Genomic DNA, 18,591 nt, shown 5'->3' with positions numbered 1-18,591 from the left:
AGAAATATAGATTAGGATTAGCCCTTTCAAGGTGGGTAAAAATTTTGGTCAATAAATTCCTCTTTAAGCTCTATACTCTGTGCCATTTGCGTCTCTGTGGTTAAAAAAAATACTTTTAAACCGCAGAGGCACAGAGACCGATGAGAAAAAATAAGAGATTTTACGAGTTACCTTGAAAGGGCTAAGATTAGGATTTAACTCTTGACACAAAGTAAAGAATGTGAATATTTATTTGGTGAAAAACTAACATAATTGCTCTGAAGGTTTCAGAGCAATTTCGCCAAAAAAACTGCCAGAAAATCTATCTGGTAGAAGGCTAGTTTTCATAATTTGTTTTCCTAAATACATATTCAGGACTATTCGTTTAGTGGGTAAATTTTAGAGATAACAGTTTTTACTAATAATAAATATTGAATATATTTGTCAAAGCCAAAATATCATAATCTCTGTTTACACATTAAAGTCACAACTCAAGGCTAAAGGCATGACTCTATCGATCGCACATTTAGGGCCTCCCGGTACTTACGCAGAACAAGCAGCTGTTCTTTATGTCAACTGGTTGACTAAAAGTACGGGAGATGAAGCTACCTTATCTCCCTATCCCACCATCTCACAGTCACTGCACGCCGTTGCTGATGGTCAAGCTCACCTGGCTGTTGTGCCAGTAGAAAATTCTATTGAAGGGAGTGTTACCACAACACTGGATACACTGTGGCAGTTAGACAGTTTGCGAATTCAGTTGGCTTTGGTATTACCCATTGTCCATACCTTAATTTCCTGCGCCTCTGGTTTAGATAAGATTAAAACTGTTTACTCTCACCCGCAAGCTTTGGCACAATGTCAGGGATGGTTAGAGCGGTTTCTCCCGACTGTACAGATTATTCCCAGCAATTCTACAACCGAAGCACTACAGCGATTGGAGCAAGAAACAACAACAGCAGCGATCGCTTCTAGTAGAGCTGCTCAACTCTACAATTTACCGATACTTGCCACTGGTATTAACGACTATCCAGAAAACTGTACTCGTTTTTGGGTAGTAAGTCAGGGTGAAGCAAATGCTGGATACCAGACATCAAAAGTGCCTACCAGTCACACATCGCTAGCTTTTAGTATGCCTGCTAACACACCCGGAGCATTAGTCAAACCTTTGCAAATCTTTGCTCAACTAGGAATTAACCTCAGCCGGATTGAATCTCGTCCGACGAAGCGATCACTAGGCGAATATTTGTTTTTCATGGATTTAGAAGCAGATGTCAAGGAAGCACAAATGCAATATGCTTTAGCAGAATTAACTATCCACACAGAGATTTTAAAAATTCTTGGCGCTTACAATGTTTTGCCGATCAGCACTTTTACTTGAGAAGTTAGGAGTTATCAGTTAGGCAATATAAATTATAAGTTGTCGATCTTGTATTTTTTGTTATTTTTCCTAACTCCTAAACTCCTCACTTCTCACTTTTCGTTAAAGGTGTCTTTGAGAACAGCGCGAGCTGCCAAATGATTACGAGTAGAAGTTAAAATTTCTGCTTCCCGCTCTAGACGCGTTGCAGTATCTTGCATTTCTAGCAATAACTGTTGCTCTGCGGCGACACCGTAAAGATTACTGGCTACCCAATAAGATAGTTCTGTTGGTAGATCGGGCAAATCTTCTGGCAGTTCGATATTTTGTTCGGTTAATTTACCTGATAGACGCACAACATCTCGCAGTAGTTGTTCTACTTCAGTTGACAAAGGATGCAAATCTTTTGTTGGTGGTTGGTCTTCAATCCACTCAACTAAGCCAACGCGATATGGCTTTTCACGAACATACTCTAATACACGAAATCTTTGCTGCCCTAATGTCAACATCTTGATTCGATCATCTGGCAGCCGTTGGTGATGAACGATTTCTGCACAGCAACCAGTGTTTGCAATTGTACCTTTGACTGGATCGAACATCAAAACACCAAACCTGCGATCGCTCTCCAAAATCGTGTTCATCATGATTCGGTAGCGAAATTCAAAGATGTGTAAAGGTAATGGTCTAGTAGGAAACAGAACTACTTCGGGTAACGGGAACAGAGGTAGTTCACGAACTGCAATTTTAGAAGATGATGTCATTGTTACCTTGGTATAAACTTAATCTTTAAAATTTCTTTTTCTCTGCTTTTCCCGTATTTTGTCTATATTCTATCATCTGTTTCCTAGCTAAATAAAAGCCCTGAGATATATTTCTTCAGGGCTATGTAAAAATTCATACTAATTTGATTTGCCTTTTGTCCTTTGTCTGAGTACTAATGACTAATGACTAATTAAAGTTTGACTTCAATATCCACACCCGATGGTAGATCCAATTTCATCAGAGCATCTATAGTCTTAGAAGAGGGCTGGTAAATGTCAATAATCCGGCGATGGGTACGGGTTTCAAAGTGTTCCCGTGAATCTTTATCTACGTGAGGCGATCGCAGCACACAATAGATCCGGCGTTTTGTGGGTAAAGGAATTGGGCCTATGGCTGTAGCGTTGGTGCGGTTAGCTGTGTCTACAATCTTCTCGCAAGATGTATCTAATAAGCGTCGGTCAAAAGCCTGTAAGCGAATTCTAATTTTCTGCTGCTGTAGAGTTGCCATCTTTAATTTTCCAGGTTCTGCGTAATTAGGGGATTATTTACAGGTTAAAGGTTACAGGGTAAAGGTTACAGAAAACTATTACCTGTCCCCTGTAACCTATTACCTTATTTATAGAGGGAAGAGAAAGGAGCAGAGAGGAATCATACCATCTCTGCTCCTTTGTTATGAGCAAAAAGGTGCTACTTGATAATTTTGGAGACGACACCAGCACCTATAGTGCGTCCACCTTCGCGGATAGCGAAGCGCATTCCTTGTTCAATCGCGATCGCGTTGATCAATTCTACTGTCATCTTGATGCGATCACCTGGCATCACCATTTCTACTTCTTTGCCTTCATCGGAGGTGTAGGCTTTGATGGTACCAGTTACATCAGTTGTCCGCACGTAGAACTGGGGACGGTAGCCAGCGAAAAATGGAGTCTTACGACCACCTTCTTTTTCTGTTAAGACATACACCTCACCTTCAAATTCATTGTGAGGTTTAATCGAACCAGGTTTGGCGATGACCATACCCCGTTCAATATCAGCCTTCTGGATACCCCGGAGTAGTACGCCAGCGTTATCCCCAGCCATACCTTGGTCGAGACTCTTCTTGAACATCTCAATCCCAGTTACGGTAGTGGCGCGAGTATCTCTGATACCCACTAGTTCAACGTTATCGCCAACTTTGACTACACCCCGCTCAATCCGACCGGTGGCGACAGTACCACGACCTGTAATTGAGAACACGTCTTCTACAGCCATCAGGAAGGGTTTATCAACATCCCGCTCAGGAGTGGGGATGTAAGAATCTACAGCATCCATCAATTCGTAGATTTTGTCTACCCAAGGATTTTCACCGCGTTGGGTCTTAGGATTTTTGGTCATTGCTTCTAGAGCTTGCAGACCAGATCCTTTGATAATGGGGATGTCGTCACCAGGGAAATCGTAGCTGGAAAGCAGTTCTCTCAGTTCTAGTTCTACTAGTTCCAAGAGTTCTGGGTCATCCATCAAATCTTCTTTGTTCAAGAAGACAACCAGACTGGGAACGCCTACCTGTTTTGCCAACAGGATGTGTTCGCGGGTTTGGGGCATAGGACCATCGGTAGCAGCAACTACGAGGATACCTCCGTCCATCTGGGCAGCACCGGTGATCATGTTCTTCACATAGTCAGCGTGTCCTGGACAGTCTACGTGAGCATAGTGCCGACTTGCAGTCTCATACTCTACGTGAGCGGTATTAATGGTAATACCCCGTGCCTTTTCTTCTGGGGCATTATCAATTTGGTCGTAGCCCTTAGCTACAGCCTGACCCATAGCTGCCAAGGTCATGGTAATGGCTGCTGTCAAGGTAGTTTTACCGTGGTCAACGTGGCCAACTGTACCGATATTGATGTGGGGCTTATTTCTTTCAAACTTTGCGCGTGCCATGAATGCTCATTTCCTTATTTTAACTAAGCGTTCCCTTTGCTTTTTGCAATGATAGTTTCAGCTACGCTGCGAGGCACCTCTTCGTAGTGGCTGAACTCCATCGTGAAGGTACCCCGACCTTGCGTTTTTGACCGGATATCAGTGGCGTAGCCAAACATACTCGCCAGTGGAACTTTGGATGTTACCTTAGCGAGTCCCTTTTCGGTGCTTTGGCTTTCAATCTGCCCTCGGCGGGTGTTGAGGTCGCCAATGACGTTCCCCATATAGTCTTCAGGAACTTCAACTTCAACTTTCATCATAGGCTCTAAGATGACAGGTGAAGCTTTCAGCACAGCCTCTTTCATCGCCATTGAGCCAGCGATTTTAAAAGCCATTTCTGAAGAGTCTACATCGTGGTATGACCCATCAATTAGCGTCGCTTTAACATCAATCAATGGATATCCAGCTAGAACACCGGATTCACAACTTTCTTTCATCCCTTGTTCTGCGGGGCCAACGTACTCTTTAGGTACTGTACCGCCAGCAATTTTGGAAACGAATTCAAAGCCAGTACCGGGTTCTCCAGGCTCCAAATTGATCACAACGTGACCGTATTGACCTTTACCACCACTTTGGCGGATGAATTTGCCCTCAACTTTGTTCACAGCTTTCCGAATTGTTTCTCGGTAAGCTACTTGTGGCGCACCTACATTCGCTTCCACCTTGAATTCTCGTAACATCCGGTCTACTAGAATTTCTAGGTGTAGCTCTCCCATTCCCGCGATCACGGTCTGGTTTGTTTCGGGATCGACGCGAACACGAAAGGTGGGGTCTTCTTCTGAGAGAGATTGCAGAGCTTTGGACAATTTGTCCATATCGTTCTTGGTTTTGGGTTCAACCGCCACCGAGATCACGGGCTCAGGAATGAATAGGGATTCCAGAATTACTGGCGATCCATCATCACAGAGCGTGTCACCTGTTAAGGTGTCTTTCAAACCCAGAGCTGCTCCCAGATCACCAGCTCGCAATTCATCGACATCTTGCCGATCGTCTGCCTTCATAAGAACTAAGCGGGAAATCCGTTCTTTTTTATTCTTACTAGCGTTGAGAACGTAGCTGCCCTTTTTCAGGACACCAGAATAAACGCGAACAAATGTCAGGCGACCGTAAGGGTCAGCCATAATCTTGAATGCCAGAGCTGCTAGGGGTTCATTGTCATCAGCCCGTCGTTCAATAGTGTCGCCATTGGGCAGTAAGCCTTGAATTGGCGGTACTTCACTTGGCGCTGGCAGGTAATCTACAACAGCATCCAGCATTAACTGCACGCCTTTGTTTTTGAATGCTGAACCGCAAAGTACTGGTACGATTGTCCCCGCAATTGTGCCTTTACGCAGAGCAGTCTTAATTTCCTGTTCTGTAAGTTCTTCGCCCTCGAAGTACTTAGTCATTAAAGCATCGTCGGTTTCTGCCGCGGCTTCTATGAGCTTGGTGCGGAATTCGTCTGCCTGCGCTTGCAATTCTTCCGGGATATCGGTTTCCTGGATATCCGTTCCTTGGTCATTGGCGTAAATGTACGCACGCTGCCTTACTAGGTCAACGATACCTTGGAAGTCATTCTCACTACCAATTGGTAGTTGAATAGCGATCGCATTCGCCCGCAGGCGATCGCGAATTTGGTCATGAACTTTATAAAAGTTCGCTCCGGTGCGATCCATCTTGTTGATAAAGGCTATCCGAGGAACTTTGTAGCGTTCTGCTTGTCGCCACACTGTCTCAGACTGCGGTTGCACGCCGCCCACAGAACAAAATACTGCGATTACACCATCCAACACGCGCATGGAACGTTCAACTTCAATTGTGAAGTCTACGTGACCTGGAGTATCGATAATGTTAATTTGATGATCTTTCCAACTGGTACTAATAGCAGCAGCAGTAATGGTAATTCCCCGCTCCCGCTCTTGCTCCATCCAGTCTGTGACGGCAGTTCCTTCATGAACTTCGCCAATTTTATGAATTATCCCAGAGTAAAATAATATTCTCTCTGTTGTTGTTGTTTTGCCCGCATCTATATGCGCCGCAATACCAATGTTGCGTACTTTCTCTAGCGGGATCGTGCGTGCCACAGCTACCTCCTATAGTTTTTGCCTCATGATATCTTGTATATTACTCTTTGTTAAGATTCTATACTTTTACGGAAAACCGTCTTTTTTTTGTAAATCCACGATATACCGCTTCGGCAAGGCGATATATCGCTTTTCTACTTAATAACGATAGTGGGCAAATGCTTTGTTAGCTTCCGCCATCCGGTGCGTTTCTTCGCGTTTCCGAATAGCATTGCCAGTTTCGTTAGCAGCATCCATTAACTCATTTGCCAATTTGCTTGCCATTGTCCGGCCTGGTCTAGACCGGGAATATTGCACTAACCAACGCAGTGCTAAGGTAGTGCCCCGTTCTGAACGCACTTCCATTGGTACTTGGTAGGTTGCTCCACCTACTCGCCTAGCTTTCACCTCTACTAAAGGTGTGGCATTTCGCACTGCTCTTTCAAAGGTTTCTAAAGCACCATTACCAGTGCGTTCCTCAATAGTTTTCAATGCTTCATAAACAATTCGTGCGGCAAGTGATTTCTTGCCATGACGCATGATCCGCCTGATAATCATGCTCACAAGGCGACTGTTATATACAGAGTCAGACGGAACTGGGCGCCTTTGAATAACACCACGACGAGACATACTTCACCTTTAATTCGGAATTGGCAACGAAATTATATGCTATCAGACACCGGAAACTAAAAGCTGTGGAACCCAACCCTCAGACTTTTTCAATTTTGTTTTCGACTGTTGCAGCAAGGCTGACCTATTGACTGCCAATTTTGGATTAGAGTTTTTGGTAGACGTTCCGACCACAAGGATTGGAAAAAATCAAAAGTCTGTAAGCCTCATCCCCTTGTGGGTTCGACCAATCCAAAATTGCAAATCTAAAATCTAAAATTCATTGACTTGCTACCTGCAATTAAATACTTAAGGTGACAAGATTCTAAACCTTAATGTCCAGATTAGAATTCTGCTGTGGGTTACAGCATTCTCCTCAGAACTTCTACACTTGCTCGCTTAGTGTAGGTGTAGCTTGCTTGATTTTTTTTAACAGACTGAGCAGCTTTCATAACTGCTCTTAGAACACATACCCTGATAGTTTTTTGTCCTTGGGCGCTTCGTAAGATAGACGATTAACCGTGTTGGGTGCGATTAATCGCCTAATCCTATTTTTTCGCTTCTTTCGGACGCTTGGTTCCATACTTGGAACGCCCTTGTTTACGGTCTTTAACTCCGGCTGTATCTAGGGTGCCACGGATAATGTGGTATCTCACGCCTGGTAGATCCTTAACCCGACCACCACGAATCATCACAACTGAGTGTTCTTGTAAGTTGTGACCAATACCTGGAATGTAAGCTGTGACTTCAAATCCAGATGTCAGTCTGACTCTTGCTACTTTGCGTAGAGCTGAGTTAGGCTTCTTGGGTGTGGTCGTGTATACTCTGGTACAAACTCCTCGACGTTGAGGGCATTGTTTCAGAGCCGGGGACTTGGTTTTCTGACGCGCTTGCTCGCGCTCATTACGTATTAGCTGCTGTATTGTTGGCATGAGTTACAGCGCGTAAAGCTGCTTATATGTCTAAGTTTTAACAAATCCTGATTATATCGTTTTTTAGTGTTTTATGTCAATTGTAATTTTTCCTTTGTTATTAGCAAACGATCGCTAATTAAGGACTATTGATTGCTTGTCAAAAAAGAATTGCCACAGCCACAGGTTGCGATCGCTTGGGGATTGTGGAAGCGAAAACCACCACCCATTAAGTCTTCTGAATAATCTACCCTCAAACCGTTGAGGTAATTTAAGCTTGTAGCATCTATGAGTACTTGAATTTCGTCCAAGTTGAAAACCTGGTCGCCAACTTTTATCGTTTCATCGAAGGACATATCATAAAATAACCCAGAACAGCCACCTGGTTTTACTGCCAATCGAAACAAGACATTTGGCTGCTGCTTGGACTTTATTCGCCCAATTTCACTCGCGGCTGCTTGACTCAGATGAATCATGGAACTCGTTTTTTGCAATTGGATACCCCATTTTCATTTTACAGACAGATGGGTTAACTCTTGCTTCTCGAAAATCCCAAATTACCGAAGCCATGAGCACAATCGCTATTACTACATTTATAGCACAACAAACTTCATTCCCCACCTTAACTAGGTAGGGACTTCTGGGGTGCAGTGGTTCGCAAAGACGATTGGCACAAAAATGTATTCAGTTTTTAGATTAGAGCTTTAGTCCTTAGTTCGGGCATAGTCATCTTGGTAGCGGATAATGTCATCCTCTCCCAAGTATTCGCCATTTTGCACTTCAATTAACACTAAGGTAATCACGCCAGGATTTTCTAAACGATGAGATGTACATTGAGGTACATAAGTTGACTCATTATTGCTCAGTAATACTTCTTTCTCGCCACAAGTTACTCTAGCTGTACCTGAGACAACAATCCAGTGTTCGCTGCGGTGGTGGTGCATCTGTAAACTGAGGCGGTGTCCGGGCTTAACTTCGATGCGCTTAATTTTGTATCCGCGCCCTTCTTCCAAAACTGTAAAAGCACCCCAAGGACGTAACTCAGTTGCAGCAACGCCTCTGGAAGTGATAGTTGAAGGTAGGTGTGGAGTGTCAGTCTGTGTAGTTTCTTGATATCGAGCCATAATTACCTCATTTGAAGACATAACAAACCGTCTGTACTCTTAACTATTGATAAGAAATCTGGCGCTATGTTGCAACGTTGAAAATCAGCAATTTTGTCGCACCTTGATAAACATAACAAAATCAAACCTGATGGTGTAAACCATCACTATTAAAACTCTTAGGTTTACACTAAGTCTTCATTAAGCAAAGCAGCAGCTTGTTCTAAACTTTAAAAAAAGATGGGGCATTGGGAATTGAAAAGAGGCAAAGGGGCGGGGTGTTGCTCTTGCTGAGGACAAAACTCTTTTCCCTTGCTCCCTTACTCCCTACTCTTTAATCCCTGATTAACGTGGTTTCAGGAAAATACCAATTCCATTATGAACACGAGCAGCAGTACTAGGTGATCGGTCAAGTAGTTGCCCTCCTAAATAAAGGCTGGTAGAACTACCGCCGTCCAGATTTAAGGCATCCACACATCCCATCTGTTGCATTAATTGGGCATGTTCTGCCAATGTAGGGCCATAACCGCCAGCACGATTATGGACGGCAGCAATCATCAGTGTGCCTGTTGCAGTTGTACAAATACCGCTACGAATAGCCTTTTCTGCAATAAAGGCATTGCTGAATTTTTCAGCTTTGGCATCAAGGACAATTTGACGATTTTGGATTAATAGCGGCCCGGCTCCGATAATGTGGGGATAACGACTAAAATCAGTGGGAGTAGTACTGCTAGAAATACGTACTGCGCTTCCAATCGGTAACTGTGACACAGCGCTAGCAGCGTTAGCGCGTAAAGTTAGTAGGTAGCCATCCTGGGGAATGGGAACGGCCGTCCCACCAACTTTGCCGCCTGGTAGCTGCTGAGTAATTTGGTCTTTTTGTACCACTAGGATAATTTCGTTATCCGTTAAGGGTGTGTAAGTTGCTCCCCAAACTGGGGTGTAACGGGCAATGCCACTCTGGACGTAGCCACTATTAAGAAACAAAATTGGTAAGCGCTGGTCATTTGCCGTAATTAAAGTTTCTTCTAAGGTGAGACGACCAAAGTAAAATTGACCTGAATCATTCCAAGCGATCGCACCTCGGTTAAGAATGGGGCCTGATAACCACTGACTATCCCGACGAATCGCACCCAATGGCAATCTGTTATTGCGGTTAAAATAACCACCGTTAATTCCAGCTACTGCTAAGTAACGTTGTGCTGTTTGAATTAAGGGAGCAGTACCCCCAAGCCCATCAGGACTAACCCACATAGGTTTCAAGGTTAGCCCAAATTTACGGGGATTGACTTCTAACCAAACCACTGGAAAACGTTCTGTACCTAAATTGACATAATGCTGTCGCCAGCGTAATCCTGGGGCCCAAGTAATATCTCGTTCTTCTAGAGGATCGGGTCGAATATCGATAATCAGGCGATTGGGGTTAGCGACAGTCTTAACTTGAGGCGATAGACCAAAGGGAACGCTCAGACTAATAATCGTTTGGTTTTTCACCACCTGCACTTGTTGAATAAGTGGTTCAGGGGCTGGTGGTATTGGTTGTGTTGGTGTAACTGGTAATAATTGTTTGAGCAGGTTTGGTAGCAATGTTGGTGCTGCTGCTGGTGGCTGGGGAGTATAGCGTTCTATCAAAACTGGATCGGCTATTCCATCCAGGGTAATTGTCCACTCTCGATTTGGCGGTGTAGTGGGTTTTGGGGTTGGTGTGTCTGGATCGGAAGATGGAGTTTGCGGTTTTGCGATCGCTGATCCTTGTGCAACTTGCCAGGGAGTCGGCCGATCTAAATTTACAAGTATGCGGGTTTGTTGCAAAGGGGCACTTGCCTCTGGAGGTTCCTGGCTCTGAACAATATTTGTAATTTCTGCCTTTGGAGTAACAATCACCAAGGTGTTCCCATTGGCTTGGATTTGCCATCCAGATGTTTGAGCAAAATTAGTGATATCCAGATAGCGATATGCTCCTACTAGCCTGGTGGCTAAAACCAGTGGCGTTGTCACCGCCGAAAACCACTGTATTGGTTGTTTCGCTGAACTACTACTGTTTAAGAAATTTACTCCAATTAATTGCCTAAATACCCCATCACTGAGATGAGTTGTCACCTGACCAGATTTTCCCGGCCGTTGTAACCAAGTTCCTGGTAAAGTACGACCATTGAGGGAAATTTGATTCCCAGAGGATACCATCCCTGTTAAAGGAGGTGCAGGTGACTGAGAGATCAGTGATTTGCTGTTTTTTGGCAACTCTTGGGCGTTGCTAGCACCAGTAGTGGTTAAACACAGTAATGTTAAAAGTATTGGTGACACAGTAGCCCGGAAGAATCTGCGTTCGCTAATCCCTGATTGGCAACAACTCGGCATTTTTACCATAATTTACTAGGTACTTTTGAAAACTATCACCCCAAGGTATAAACTAACTAATTATTTGAAAATATTAAAAAAATATGACTTTATTTATTAAAAAAGATGCTATTATATATATTGGGTAGTCATCTCTTTTAAACAGAAATAAATTTAGAAGCTAAAGCCACTGCAATGAAGTGTTTTAACTGGCACTAATCCTAACCACACTATACACGGTAGTCTTGGTTATCAAAACTGGATTAAGATAGTCAATCCTGACTGAATGTTGCTACTTCAGTGAGGTCTGGTTAATAGTAATATAGCAACTGGTAAGCAGCAAAAATCCAGACAACAACAAAAATATTTGGGAATTGTCAAATGGGTATATATTGTAATACGCTGATTTTATTGCCGGATCGGGATGAGTTTGGCTTTAAAACATAAGACAGCATTGAGTTTGGTTTCAGGCGAGCCGAAATAGGCTCTGTGGATAGCTACCGTGCATCTGGAAAAAGGGAATTGAAAAAATACTTAGCTTCAGAATATAAAAAAGAAACTGTCAGGACAATAATCATCTCTTGGCGGAGGTAAATTGTCTGACACCGCATAAATACATAAAAAATACGCAACTATTTTAACACGGGTAAACTAAGAAAGTAAAACCGAAGTTAAAATTTTTTTTCCCTAAATTTCGGTGCTTATATATTTCTCCATCGTGGAATTTAGAAATTTTTCCCGTAAGTAGTGGCAAAATTGGTAACTCAATACTTCAGGAACAGGGTATGAATAATCAACCGATGAATCAAGAGCAGAAAATCACAGCAAATATCAACTCAAGAGATACCTATCAGGGGCAAAAGTGGTTAGTAGAAGAACGAGATGCCTGTGGTGTCGGTTTTATTGCTCATCGTCAAAATCATACCAGCCACGAAATTGTCGAAAAAGCCCTAGCTGCTCTAACCTGCTTAGAACATCGGGGAGGTTGTAGCGCCGATCAAGACTCTGGTGATGGGGCTGGAGTACTGACAGCTATCCCTTGGGATTTGTTCCAACAAGACTTTGCCCAAAGAGGGAAGGAATTTCCATCCACCAATAATATAGCTGTGGGGATGATATTTCTCCCACAAGACCAGGAAGCAGCACAAAAAGCTAGAGCGGCAGTTGAGCAAGTAGCTACTGAAGAAAAATTAGTTGTACTGGGTTGGCGAGTAGTGCCAGTGCAATCTGATTTATTGGGTGTACAAGCAAGAGAAAATCAACCCCAAATTGAACAAGTTTTGTTAGCTTCTGTTGACAAAAGCGGCGATGAATTGGAACGACAATTGTATATTACCCGCCGCCGAATTAGTAAAATTGCAACGAATATCTCAGAAGAATTTTATATCTGCTCGTTGTCAAATCGCACAATTGTCTACAAAGGCATGGTGCGGTCTGCCGTATTGGGAGAATTTTATCAAGATTTAAAAAATCCAGCTTACAAAAGCGCCTTTGCTGTCTATCATCGCCGCTTTAGTACCAACACGATGCCCAAGTGGCCCCTAGCTCAACCGATGCGGCTTTTGGGTCACAACGGCGAAATTAATACCTTATTGGGTAACATCAACTGGATGATGGCACGAGAAGCTAGCCTGAATCATCCTGTATGGGGCGATCGCATTAAGGAACTCAAGCCATTAGTTCATATTGATAACAGCGACTCAGCTACCCTAGATAACGTACTGGAATTACTGGTGTGTTCTGGACGCACCCCCTTGGAAGCTTTAATGATTATGGTTCCAGAAGCTTACCAAAATCAGCCTTCTTTGCGTGAATCTCCAGAAATTGTTGATTTTTACGAATATTACAGTGGTTTGCAAGAAGCATGGGACGGGCCAGCACTTTTAGTATTCAGCGATGGCAAAAAAGTTGGTGCAACATTAGATCGGAATGGCTTAAGACCAGCTCGTTACCTAATCACCAAAGATGACTACATTGTTGTAGCTTCCGAAGCTGGTGTAGTGGACTTTCCAGAAGCCGATATTGTCGAGAAAGGTAGACTCGGCCCTGGGCAAATGATTGCTGTAGATTTAGTCAACCATGAAGTACTGAAGAATTGGGAGATTAAGCAGCGCATTGCCAAGCAGCACCCTTATGGTGAATGGCTGCAACAGTACCGTCAAGAATTAAAGTCATTAGTCGGTCATCCGTCATTAGCAAATGGCAATGGCAAAGGACAAATGACAAATGACCAAGGACAAGTGACAATTGACAAGCAAACCTTGCTTCAACTTCAAACCGCCTTTGGCTACACCACAGAAGATGTCGAAATGGTGATTCAGCAAATGGCGATCGCAGGTTCAGAGCCGACTTTCTGTATGGGGGATGATATTCCTTTAGCAGTGCTGTCAACAAAACCCCACCTGCTTTATGACTACTTCAAACAGCGCTTTGCTCAGGTGACAAACCCGGCAATTGATCCCCTGCGGGAAAAGCTAGTGATGTCTTTGAAAGTCGAATTGGGTGAACGAGGTAACTTATTAGAACCCAAAGCAGAATATGCTCGGAGATTAAAACTTGAGTCGCCAGTGTTAACGGATGGTGAATTAGAGGCGATTAAGTTGTCGGGATTTGCCACAGCTGAGTTGTCAACTCTATTTGCGATCGCCAACGGCCCTGAAGGATTGAAAGCCGCAGTCGAATCTTTACAAGCACAAGCAGCTGAATCAGTCCGAGCAGGTGCAAAGATTTTAATCTTAACCGATAAGGTAAGTGACGGTATCACCACAGAATATACTTACATCCCTCCCCTGTTAGCAGTTGGTGCTGTACATCATCACCTAATTCGGGAAGGGTTACGGATGAAAACATCCCTAATTGTTAATACTGCCCAATGCTGGAGTACTCATCACTTTGCTTGTCTGATTGGCTATGGGGCTGGTGCAGTCTGCCCGTATATGGCTTTAGATACAGTGCGTGATTGGTGCATTGATCCCAGAACCCAAAAGTTAATGGGGGTGCAAAAAATTCCCACCCTTACTGTAGAACAAGCTTTAGGAAACTATCGCAAAGCGGTAGAGTCAGGTTTGCTCAAAATTCTCTCCAAGATGGGAATTTCTCTGCTCTCCAGCTATCAAGCAGCCCAAATCTTTGAAGCTATTGGCATTGGTGGAGATTTAATCGAACTAGGATTTCGTGGTACGACTTCCCGCATTAGTGGTTTGAGTATTAGCGAACTCGCTGATGAAGTACTTTCCTTCCACAGCAAGGCTTTCCCAGAACTAACGACCAAGAAGTTAGAAAACCTGGGCTTTGTACAGTATCGTCCTGGCGGCGAGTACCACATGAATAGCCCGGAAATGGTCAAGGCGCTGCATAAGGCTCTAGATGGCAAAAACTATGACCACTACGAAGTTTACAAAAAGCACCTCCAAGGCAGACCAGTAACCGCATTGCGAGACTTGCTAGATTTCCAAGGCGAACGTACTCCAATTTCTATAGAAGAAGTAGAGTCGGTAGCTGAGATTGTCAAACGCTTCTGCACTGGCGGCATGTCTTTAGGCGCTTTGTCAAGAGAAGCCCATGAAACTTTAGCGATCGCCATGAATCGCATTGGCGGTAAATCTAACTCTGGAGAAGGCGGCGAAGATCCAGTGCGCTATAAAGTTTTAGATGATGTCGACGAGTCTGGTAACTCGCCAACCCTACCTCATTTAAAAGGATTGCGGAATGGTGATAAAGCCTATAGTGCTATTAAGCAAGTTGCATCGGGACGCTTTGGTGTCACACCAGAGTACCTAGTCAACGCCAAACAAATTGAAATCAAAATTGCCCAAGGTGCCAAGCCTGGAGAAGGTGGACAACTACCAGGGCCCAAGGTCAGCCAATACATTGCGATGTTAAGGCGTTCTAAGCCAGGTGTAACGCTGATTTCGCCACCACCACATCACGATATCTATTCTATTGAAGACCTGGCACAACTGATTTTTGATTTGCACCAAATTAATCCTAAAGCAAAGGTGTCGGTGAAGCTAGTTTCAGAAGTTGGCATTGGCACGATCGCTGCTGGTGTCGCCAAGGCAAACGCTGATATCATCCAGATTTCTGGTCATGATGGTGGTACAGGTGCATCGCCACTAAGCTCGATTAAACACGCTGGTTCGCCGTGGGAATTGGGTTTAAGTGAAGTGCATCGGGTTTTGATGGAAAATAGCCTGCGCGATCGCGTGGTTTTACGTGTAGATGGCGGTCTGAAGAGTGGCTGGGACGTGGTAATAGGTGCATTGATGGGTGCTGAAGAATTTGGTTTCGGTTCCATCGCCATGATTGCTGAAGGCTGTATCATGGCGCGGATCTGCCACACGAATAATTGCCCTGTGGGTGTCGCCTCCCAGAAAGAAGAACTCCGCAAGCGGTTTACGGGAATACCGGAACAGGTTGTCAACTTCTTCTACTTCATTGCCGAAGAAGTGCGTAGTTTGTTAGCAGGACTTGGCTACCGTTCTTTGTCAGAAATCATTGGACGTGCAGATTTATTAAAACTGCGCCAAGAGGCAAAAATTACCAAAACCCAATCACTAAATCTTGATTGTTTACTTAAGCTGCCAGATACCAGAGATAATCGTAGCTGGTTAGTGCATGAAGAAGTTCACAGCAACGGTGTGGTTTTGGATGACAAGTTGCTTGCCGATTCTGACATTAAGGCTGCCATTAGGGATCAATCTACTGTTACTAAGACTTACTCTATTGTCAATACTGACAGAACAGTGGGTACAAGATTAGCGGGAGCGATCGCTTCTCAATATGGTGACAGTGATTTTGAAGGACAAATTAATCTCAACTTCATAGGTAGTGTTGGACAAAGCTTTGGTGCTTTTAACCTCCCCGGTATAAGTTTGTCCTTAGAAGGAGAAGCAAACGACTACGTAGGTAAAGGGATGCATGGTGGTGAAATCATCATCAAGCCTCCAACTGATGCTACCTATAACGCATCACAAAACGTCATAGTTGGTAATACATGCCTCTATGGTGCGACTGGTGGCGTTTTATTTGCCAATGGTTTAGCAGGAGAGCGCTTTGCGGTGAGAAACTCCAAAGGCATCGCAGTGATTGAAGGCGCTGGGGATCACTGCTGTGAATACATGACTGGTGGTGTAATTGTCGTCCTCGGCAAAGTAGGACGCAACGTTGCTGCTGGCATGACTGGTGGACTAGCATACTTCTTAGATGAAGACGACGCATTCCGTGAGTTAGTCAACCCGGAAATAGTCAAAATCCAACGGGTGATTACGGAAGTAGGTGCAAAACAACTGCAAGGGTTAATCCAAACTCATGCGGAACGCACTGGTTCACCAAAGGCGAAGAAAATTCTGCAAAACTGGCAAGAATTTTTGCCGAAGTTCTGGCAGTTGGTTCCACCTTCTGAAGCTGATAGTCCCGAAGCTAATCCTGAAAAAACAACTGAGTTTAGTTTAGTAACTAGTCATTAATAACTTCAGCGAAAATCTCTTTGGATTGCTAAGGCAGCCACCTGAACTTACTTCTGAGAATAGAGTAGAGATATAAAAAGATTCCCCTTATAAAGGGGAATCTTTTTTTAAGTGATTCAAAAATAATGTATTTTAAACAAAAAATATAATTTTAGTTTTTAGCCAATTATTATTGACCAATTAACCATAATTAATAATTATTGCTTTTTATTAGCAAGCAACCTTTGACCTGTATCTTCTATTTCTAAAAGTTCTGGAATAGTCACAAAGCGATAGCCTTGCTTTCTAAAGTTGCTAATAATTTCTGGTAAAGCTTGTACAGTTCGAGAACGGTTCCCACCACCATCATGCATTAGCACAATACCACCAGGTTTTGAATCTTTAATTACGTTATTTATCAACTTTGGTACAGTCGGTAATTTGTAGTCTGTTGAGTCAGCCGACCACATGATCACAGCATACTTCTGTCCTCTAGCATAAGCAGACAATCCATTGTGCAGATTCCCACCAGGCGGTCGGAAGAGATTTGTTTTAGCGCCTGTGATTTGATAGATTAGGTCTGTTGTGCGATCAATTTCAAAAGCTGCTGCTTGTTGATTAAAAAAGTGATACCAGTGATGCCAAGTATGGTTAGCAATAACATGACCTTCAGTTACAATTTTCTTTCCTATTTCTGGATAATTTTTTAGGTTCTGCCCAACAACAAAAAACGTTCCTTTGATATTATTTGATTTCAGAATATCTAGCACTTGCTCTGTAGTGTCAGGCCAAGGGCCATCATCAAAGGTGAGAGCAATCACTTTTTCACCCTGAGTGAGTTTTGCCTCTTCAATTATTGCCCCTTGAAAACGTGATGGCACAGCGTAGGATAGCCCTTTTGTTTGTGCTTCTTGCTGCCAACTTGTAAACATGGCCGCCTTTAATTTCTCAATGCGCTGCTGAGTTCCTACATTTGCAGCCACATCCTTGACATCGATATTTTGTCTACTTTGAGCCTCTGAGGCATTTGGTCTGAGAAGCATCATGAAAGCAAGGCTAAAAACACCACCTAAAGCAAGCAGTGCAATTAATATTCCTTCTGGCCACAGAAACGACTTATTGTTTTCCACCTCATAGCTCCTTCAAAGATCCAACCATCAACCACGGTTATGACGGTACGTTATAGCACATTTTTTTAGATATCTTAAATACCAGTTACTTACTGGTAATTCTGAAAATTGGAATTGTGGCTAACGAAGATTCACAATAGACTATATGGCTTTAACTGAACCTACATACTTGAGATTTCAATGAGGATGAATGCTTACACAATACTTAGTACTGTGTAATATCAACCCATTTATAAAAGGCAAGGTCTGCATTTCCACATTCTTACCTCTAGCTCTAAGAAGGAGTACAATTAGATAATTAGCCACACCCCAAAATCCTCTTAATAGGAGTTCTGAATTAGTTTCTGTCTTTCACTTCACAGCGAAGGCAGCATTATCATTTCAAGTTTTATAGCTTTACAAATAAGATGAGCAAGACTGTCGCGTATACAATTTGCAGTTTTCGCGGACTGAAGTTGTTATCTTCAGACACTGTGACACTAAAGTTGTAAATTATACAACTTAGCGAATTATGTGATTAACATACAAAACTACTTACAAGGGGCGGGGTATCTTTCAAAAATGAGTCTAGCAAACTGTTAGTTCTATTGTTGATAAGATATATTCTACTGCCTGCTGCTATTGCTTCTTTTTTAAGAAAAAGTTAAATTTTCAACTGACAGAATATTACCTTGTACTTTCTAGGAAATAGACCAGACGAAAATTGATTCAATATAGTTTCTCATTGCCAAGGGGCACTTATTCGTTAATCTAGATACTTTTGACCAATTTAGCAAAAATAATTTTATCGGCAGTTTAATTCTATTTTTAATGCTGATACTTTAGACTAAATTGCTAATGACTTTTGTCGATTAATGTTTTTCTCGATAATGATGGAGATTTATATCTTATTAATAGTACACTTTAATATGTACTGTCACCGTGTAATTACGGAAAAATTCACATATATATAGGC

Annotated in this window: 12 protein-coding genes; 2 read left to right on the top strand and 10 right to left on the bottom strand. The window is 43.0% G+C overall.

Going from position 1 to position 18,591, the window contains the following annotated elements:
- The first annotated feature begins 484 nt into the window (after window positions 1–484).
- The gene (pheA, locus tag G1O98_RS09210) at window positions 485–1,360 is read left to right on the top strand and encodes a prephenate dehydratase (RefSeq protein ID WP_163928524.1); all 876 of its coding nucleotides are present in this window, start codon (window positions 485–487) and stop codon (window positions 1,358–1,360) included.
- Window positions 1,361–1,452: 92 nt separating this feature from the next.
- On the opposite strand, the gene G1O98_RS09205 is transcribed toward pheA, so the two are convergent.
- The 9 genes from G1O98_RS09205 to G1O98_RS09165 form a co-directional block, all read right to left on the bottom strand.
- Window positions 1,453–2,100 carry an LON peptidase substrate-binding domain-containing protein gene (locus tag G1O98_RS09205; protein WP_114081149.1) on the bottom strand — a complete coding sequence of 216 codons (648 nt, stop codon included), beginning with the start codon at window positions 2,098–2,100 and terminating at the stop codon, window positions 1,453–1,455.
- A 191-nt stretch (window positions 2,101–2,291) separates the two neighbouring features.
- Window positions 2,292–2,609: a 30S ribosomal protein S10 gene (gene rpsJ, locus G1O98_RS09200; RefSeq protein WP_008232935.1), complete on the bottom strand. Its 318-nt coding sequence runs from the start codon at window positions 2,607–2,609 to the stop codon at window positions 2,292–2,294.
- 179 nt (window positions 2,610–2,788) lie between these two features.
- The gene (gene tuf, locus G1O98_RS09195) at window positions 2,789–4,018 is read right to left on the bottom strand and encodes an elongation factor Tu (protein ID WP_100899834.1); all 1,230 of its coding nucleotides are present in this window, start codon (window positions 4,016–4,018) and stop codon (window positions 2,789–2,791) included.
- Window positions 4,019–4,041: 23 nt separating this feature from the next.
- Window positions 4,042–6,120 (bottom strand): elongation factor G, encoded by a 2,079-nt coding sequence (gene fusA / locus G1O98_RS09190; protein ID WP_163928523.1) that lies wholly within the window; start codon window positions 6,118–6,120, stop codon window positions 4,042–4,044.
- A 138-nt stretch (window positions 6,121–6,258) separates the two neighbouring features.
- Window positions 6,259–6,729 carry a 30S ribosomal protein S7 gene (gene rpsG, locus G1O98_RS09185; protein ID WP_012410237.1) on the bottom strand — a complete coding sequence of 157 codons (471 nt, stop codon included), beginning with the start codon at window positions 6,727–6,729 and terminating at the stop codon, window positions 6,259–6,261.
- 527 nt (window positions 6,730–7,256) lie between these two features.
- Window positions 7,257–7,640, bottom strand: a complete 384-nt coding sequence (gene rpsL, locus G1O98_RS09180; protein ID WP_012410236.1) for a 30S ribosomal protein S12 — start codon at window positions 7,638–7,640, stop codon at window positions 7,257–7,259.
- A 125-nt stretch (window positions 7,641–7,765) separates the two neighbouring features.
- Window positions 7,766–8,095 (bottom strand): iron-sulfur cluster assembly accessory protein, encoded by a 330-nt coding sequence (locus G1O98_RS09175; RefSeq protein WP_163928522.1) that lies wholly within the window; start codon window positions 8,093–8,095, stop codon window positions 7,766–7,768.
- 228 nt (window positions 8,096–8,323) lie between these two features.
- Entirely contained in the window at window positions 8,324–8,743 is a 420-nt protein-coding gene (locus G1O98_RS09170) for a cupin domain-containing protein (protein WP_163928557.1), read from the bottom strand.
- Window positions 8,744–9,067: 324 nt separating this feature from the next.
- Window positions 9,068–11,080: a phosphodiester glycosidase family protein gene (locus tag G1O98_RS09165; RefSeq protein ID WP_163928556.1), complete on the bottom strand. Its 2,013-nt coding sequence runs from the start codon at window positions 11,078–11,080 to the stop codon at window positions 9,068–9,070.
- A gap of 764 nt (window positions 11,081–11,844) precedes the next feature.
- Between G1O98_RS09165 and gltB the strand changes: the two genes are divergently transcribed.
- Entirely contained in the window at window positions 11,845–16,527 is a 4,683-nt protein-coding gene (gltB, locus tag G1O98_RS09160; protein ID WP_163928521.1) for a glutamate synthase large subunit, read from the top strand.
- A 197-nt stretch (window positions 16,528–16,724) separates the two neighbouring features.
- On the opposite strand, the gene G1O98_RS09155 is transcribed toward gltB, so the two are convergent.
- Window positions 16,725–17,636 (bottom strand): polysaccharide deacetylase family protein, encoded by a 912-nt coding sequence (locus tag G1O98_RS09155; RefSeq protein ID WP_163928520.1) that lies wholly within the window; start codon window positions 17,634–17,636, stop codon window positions 16,725–16,727.
- Between the last annotated feature and the right edge of the window lie 955 nt (window positions 17,637–18,591).

It is taken from the genome of Nostoc sp. UIC 10630 (assembly GCF_010747425.1).
Taxonomy (GTDB): Bacteria; Cyanobacteriota; Cyanobacteriia; order Cyanobacteriales; family Nostocaceae; genus Nostoc.
Note: the sequence above shows the minus strand (reverse complement) of the source record. Positions and strands in the feature narration are given on the sequence as shown.

Coding starts and splice junctions, on each gene's coding strand:
- rpsL (WP_012410236.1), bottom strand. CDS start 7,640: ATGCCAACAATACAGCAGCTAATACGTAATGAGCGCGAGCAAGCGCGT.
- G1O98_RS09175 (WP_163928522.1), bottom strand. CDS start 8,095: ATGATTCATCTGAGTCAAGCAGCCGCGAGTGAAATTGGGCGAATAAAG.
- rpsG (WP_012410237.1), bottom strand. CDS start 6,729: ATGTCTCGTCGTGGTGTTATTCAAAGGCGCCCAGTTCCGTCTGACTCT.
- G1O98_RS09170 (WP_163928557.1), bottom strand. CDS start 8,743: ATGGCTCGATATCAAGAAACTACACAGACTGACACTCCACACCTACCT.
- pheA (WP_163928524.1), top strand. CDS start 485: ATGACTCTATCGATCGCACATTTAGGGCCTCCCGGTACTTACGCAGAA.
- G1O98_RS09165 (WP_163928556.1), bottom strand. CDS start 11,080: ATGCCGAGTTGTTGCCAATCAGGGATTAGCGAACGCAGATTCTTCCGG.
- rpsJ (WP_008232935.1), bottom strand. CDS start 2,609: ATGGCAACTCTACAGCAGCAGAAAATTAGAATTCGCTTACAGGCTTTT.
- tuf (WP_100899834.1), bottom strand. CDS start 4,018: ATGGCACGCGCAAAGTTTGAAAGAAATAAGCCCCACATCAATATCGGT.
- gltB (WP_163928521.1), top strand. CDS start 11,845: ATGAATAATCAACCGATGAATCAAGAGCAGAAAATCACAGCAAATATC.
- G1O98_RS09205 (WP_114081149.1), bottom strand. CDS start 2,100: ATGACATCATCTTCTAAAATTGCAGTTCGTGAACTACCTCTGTTCCCG.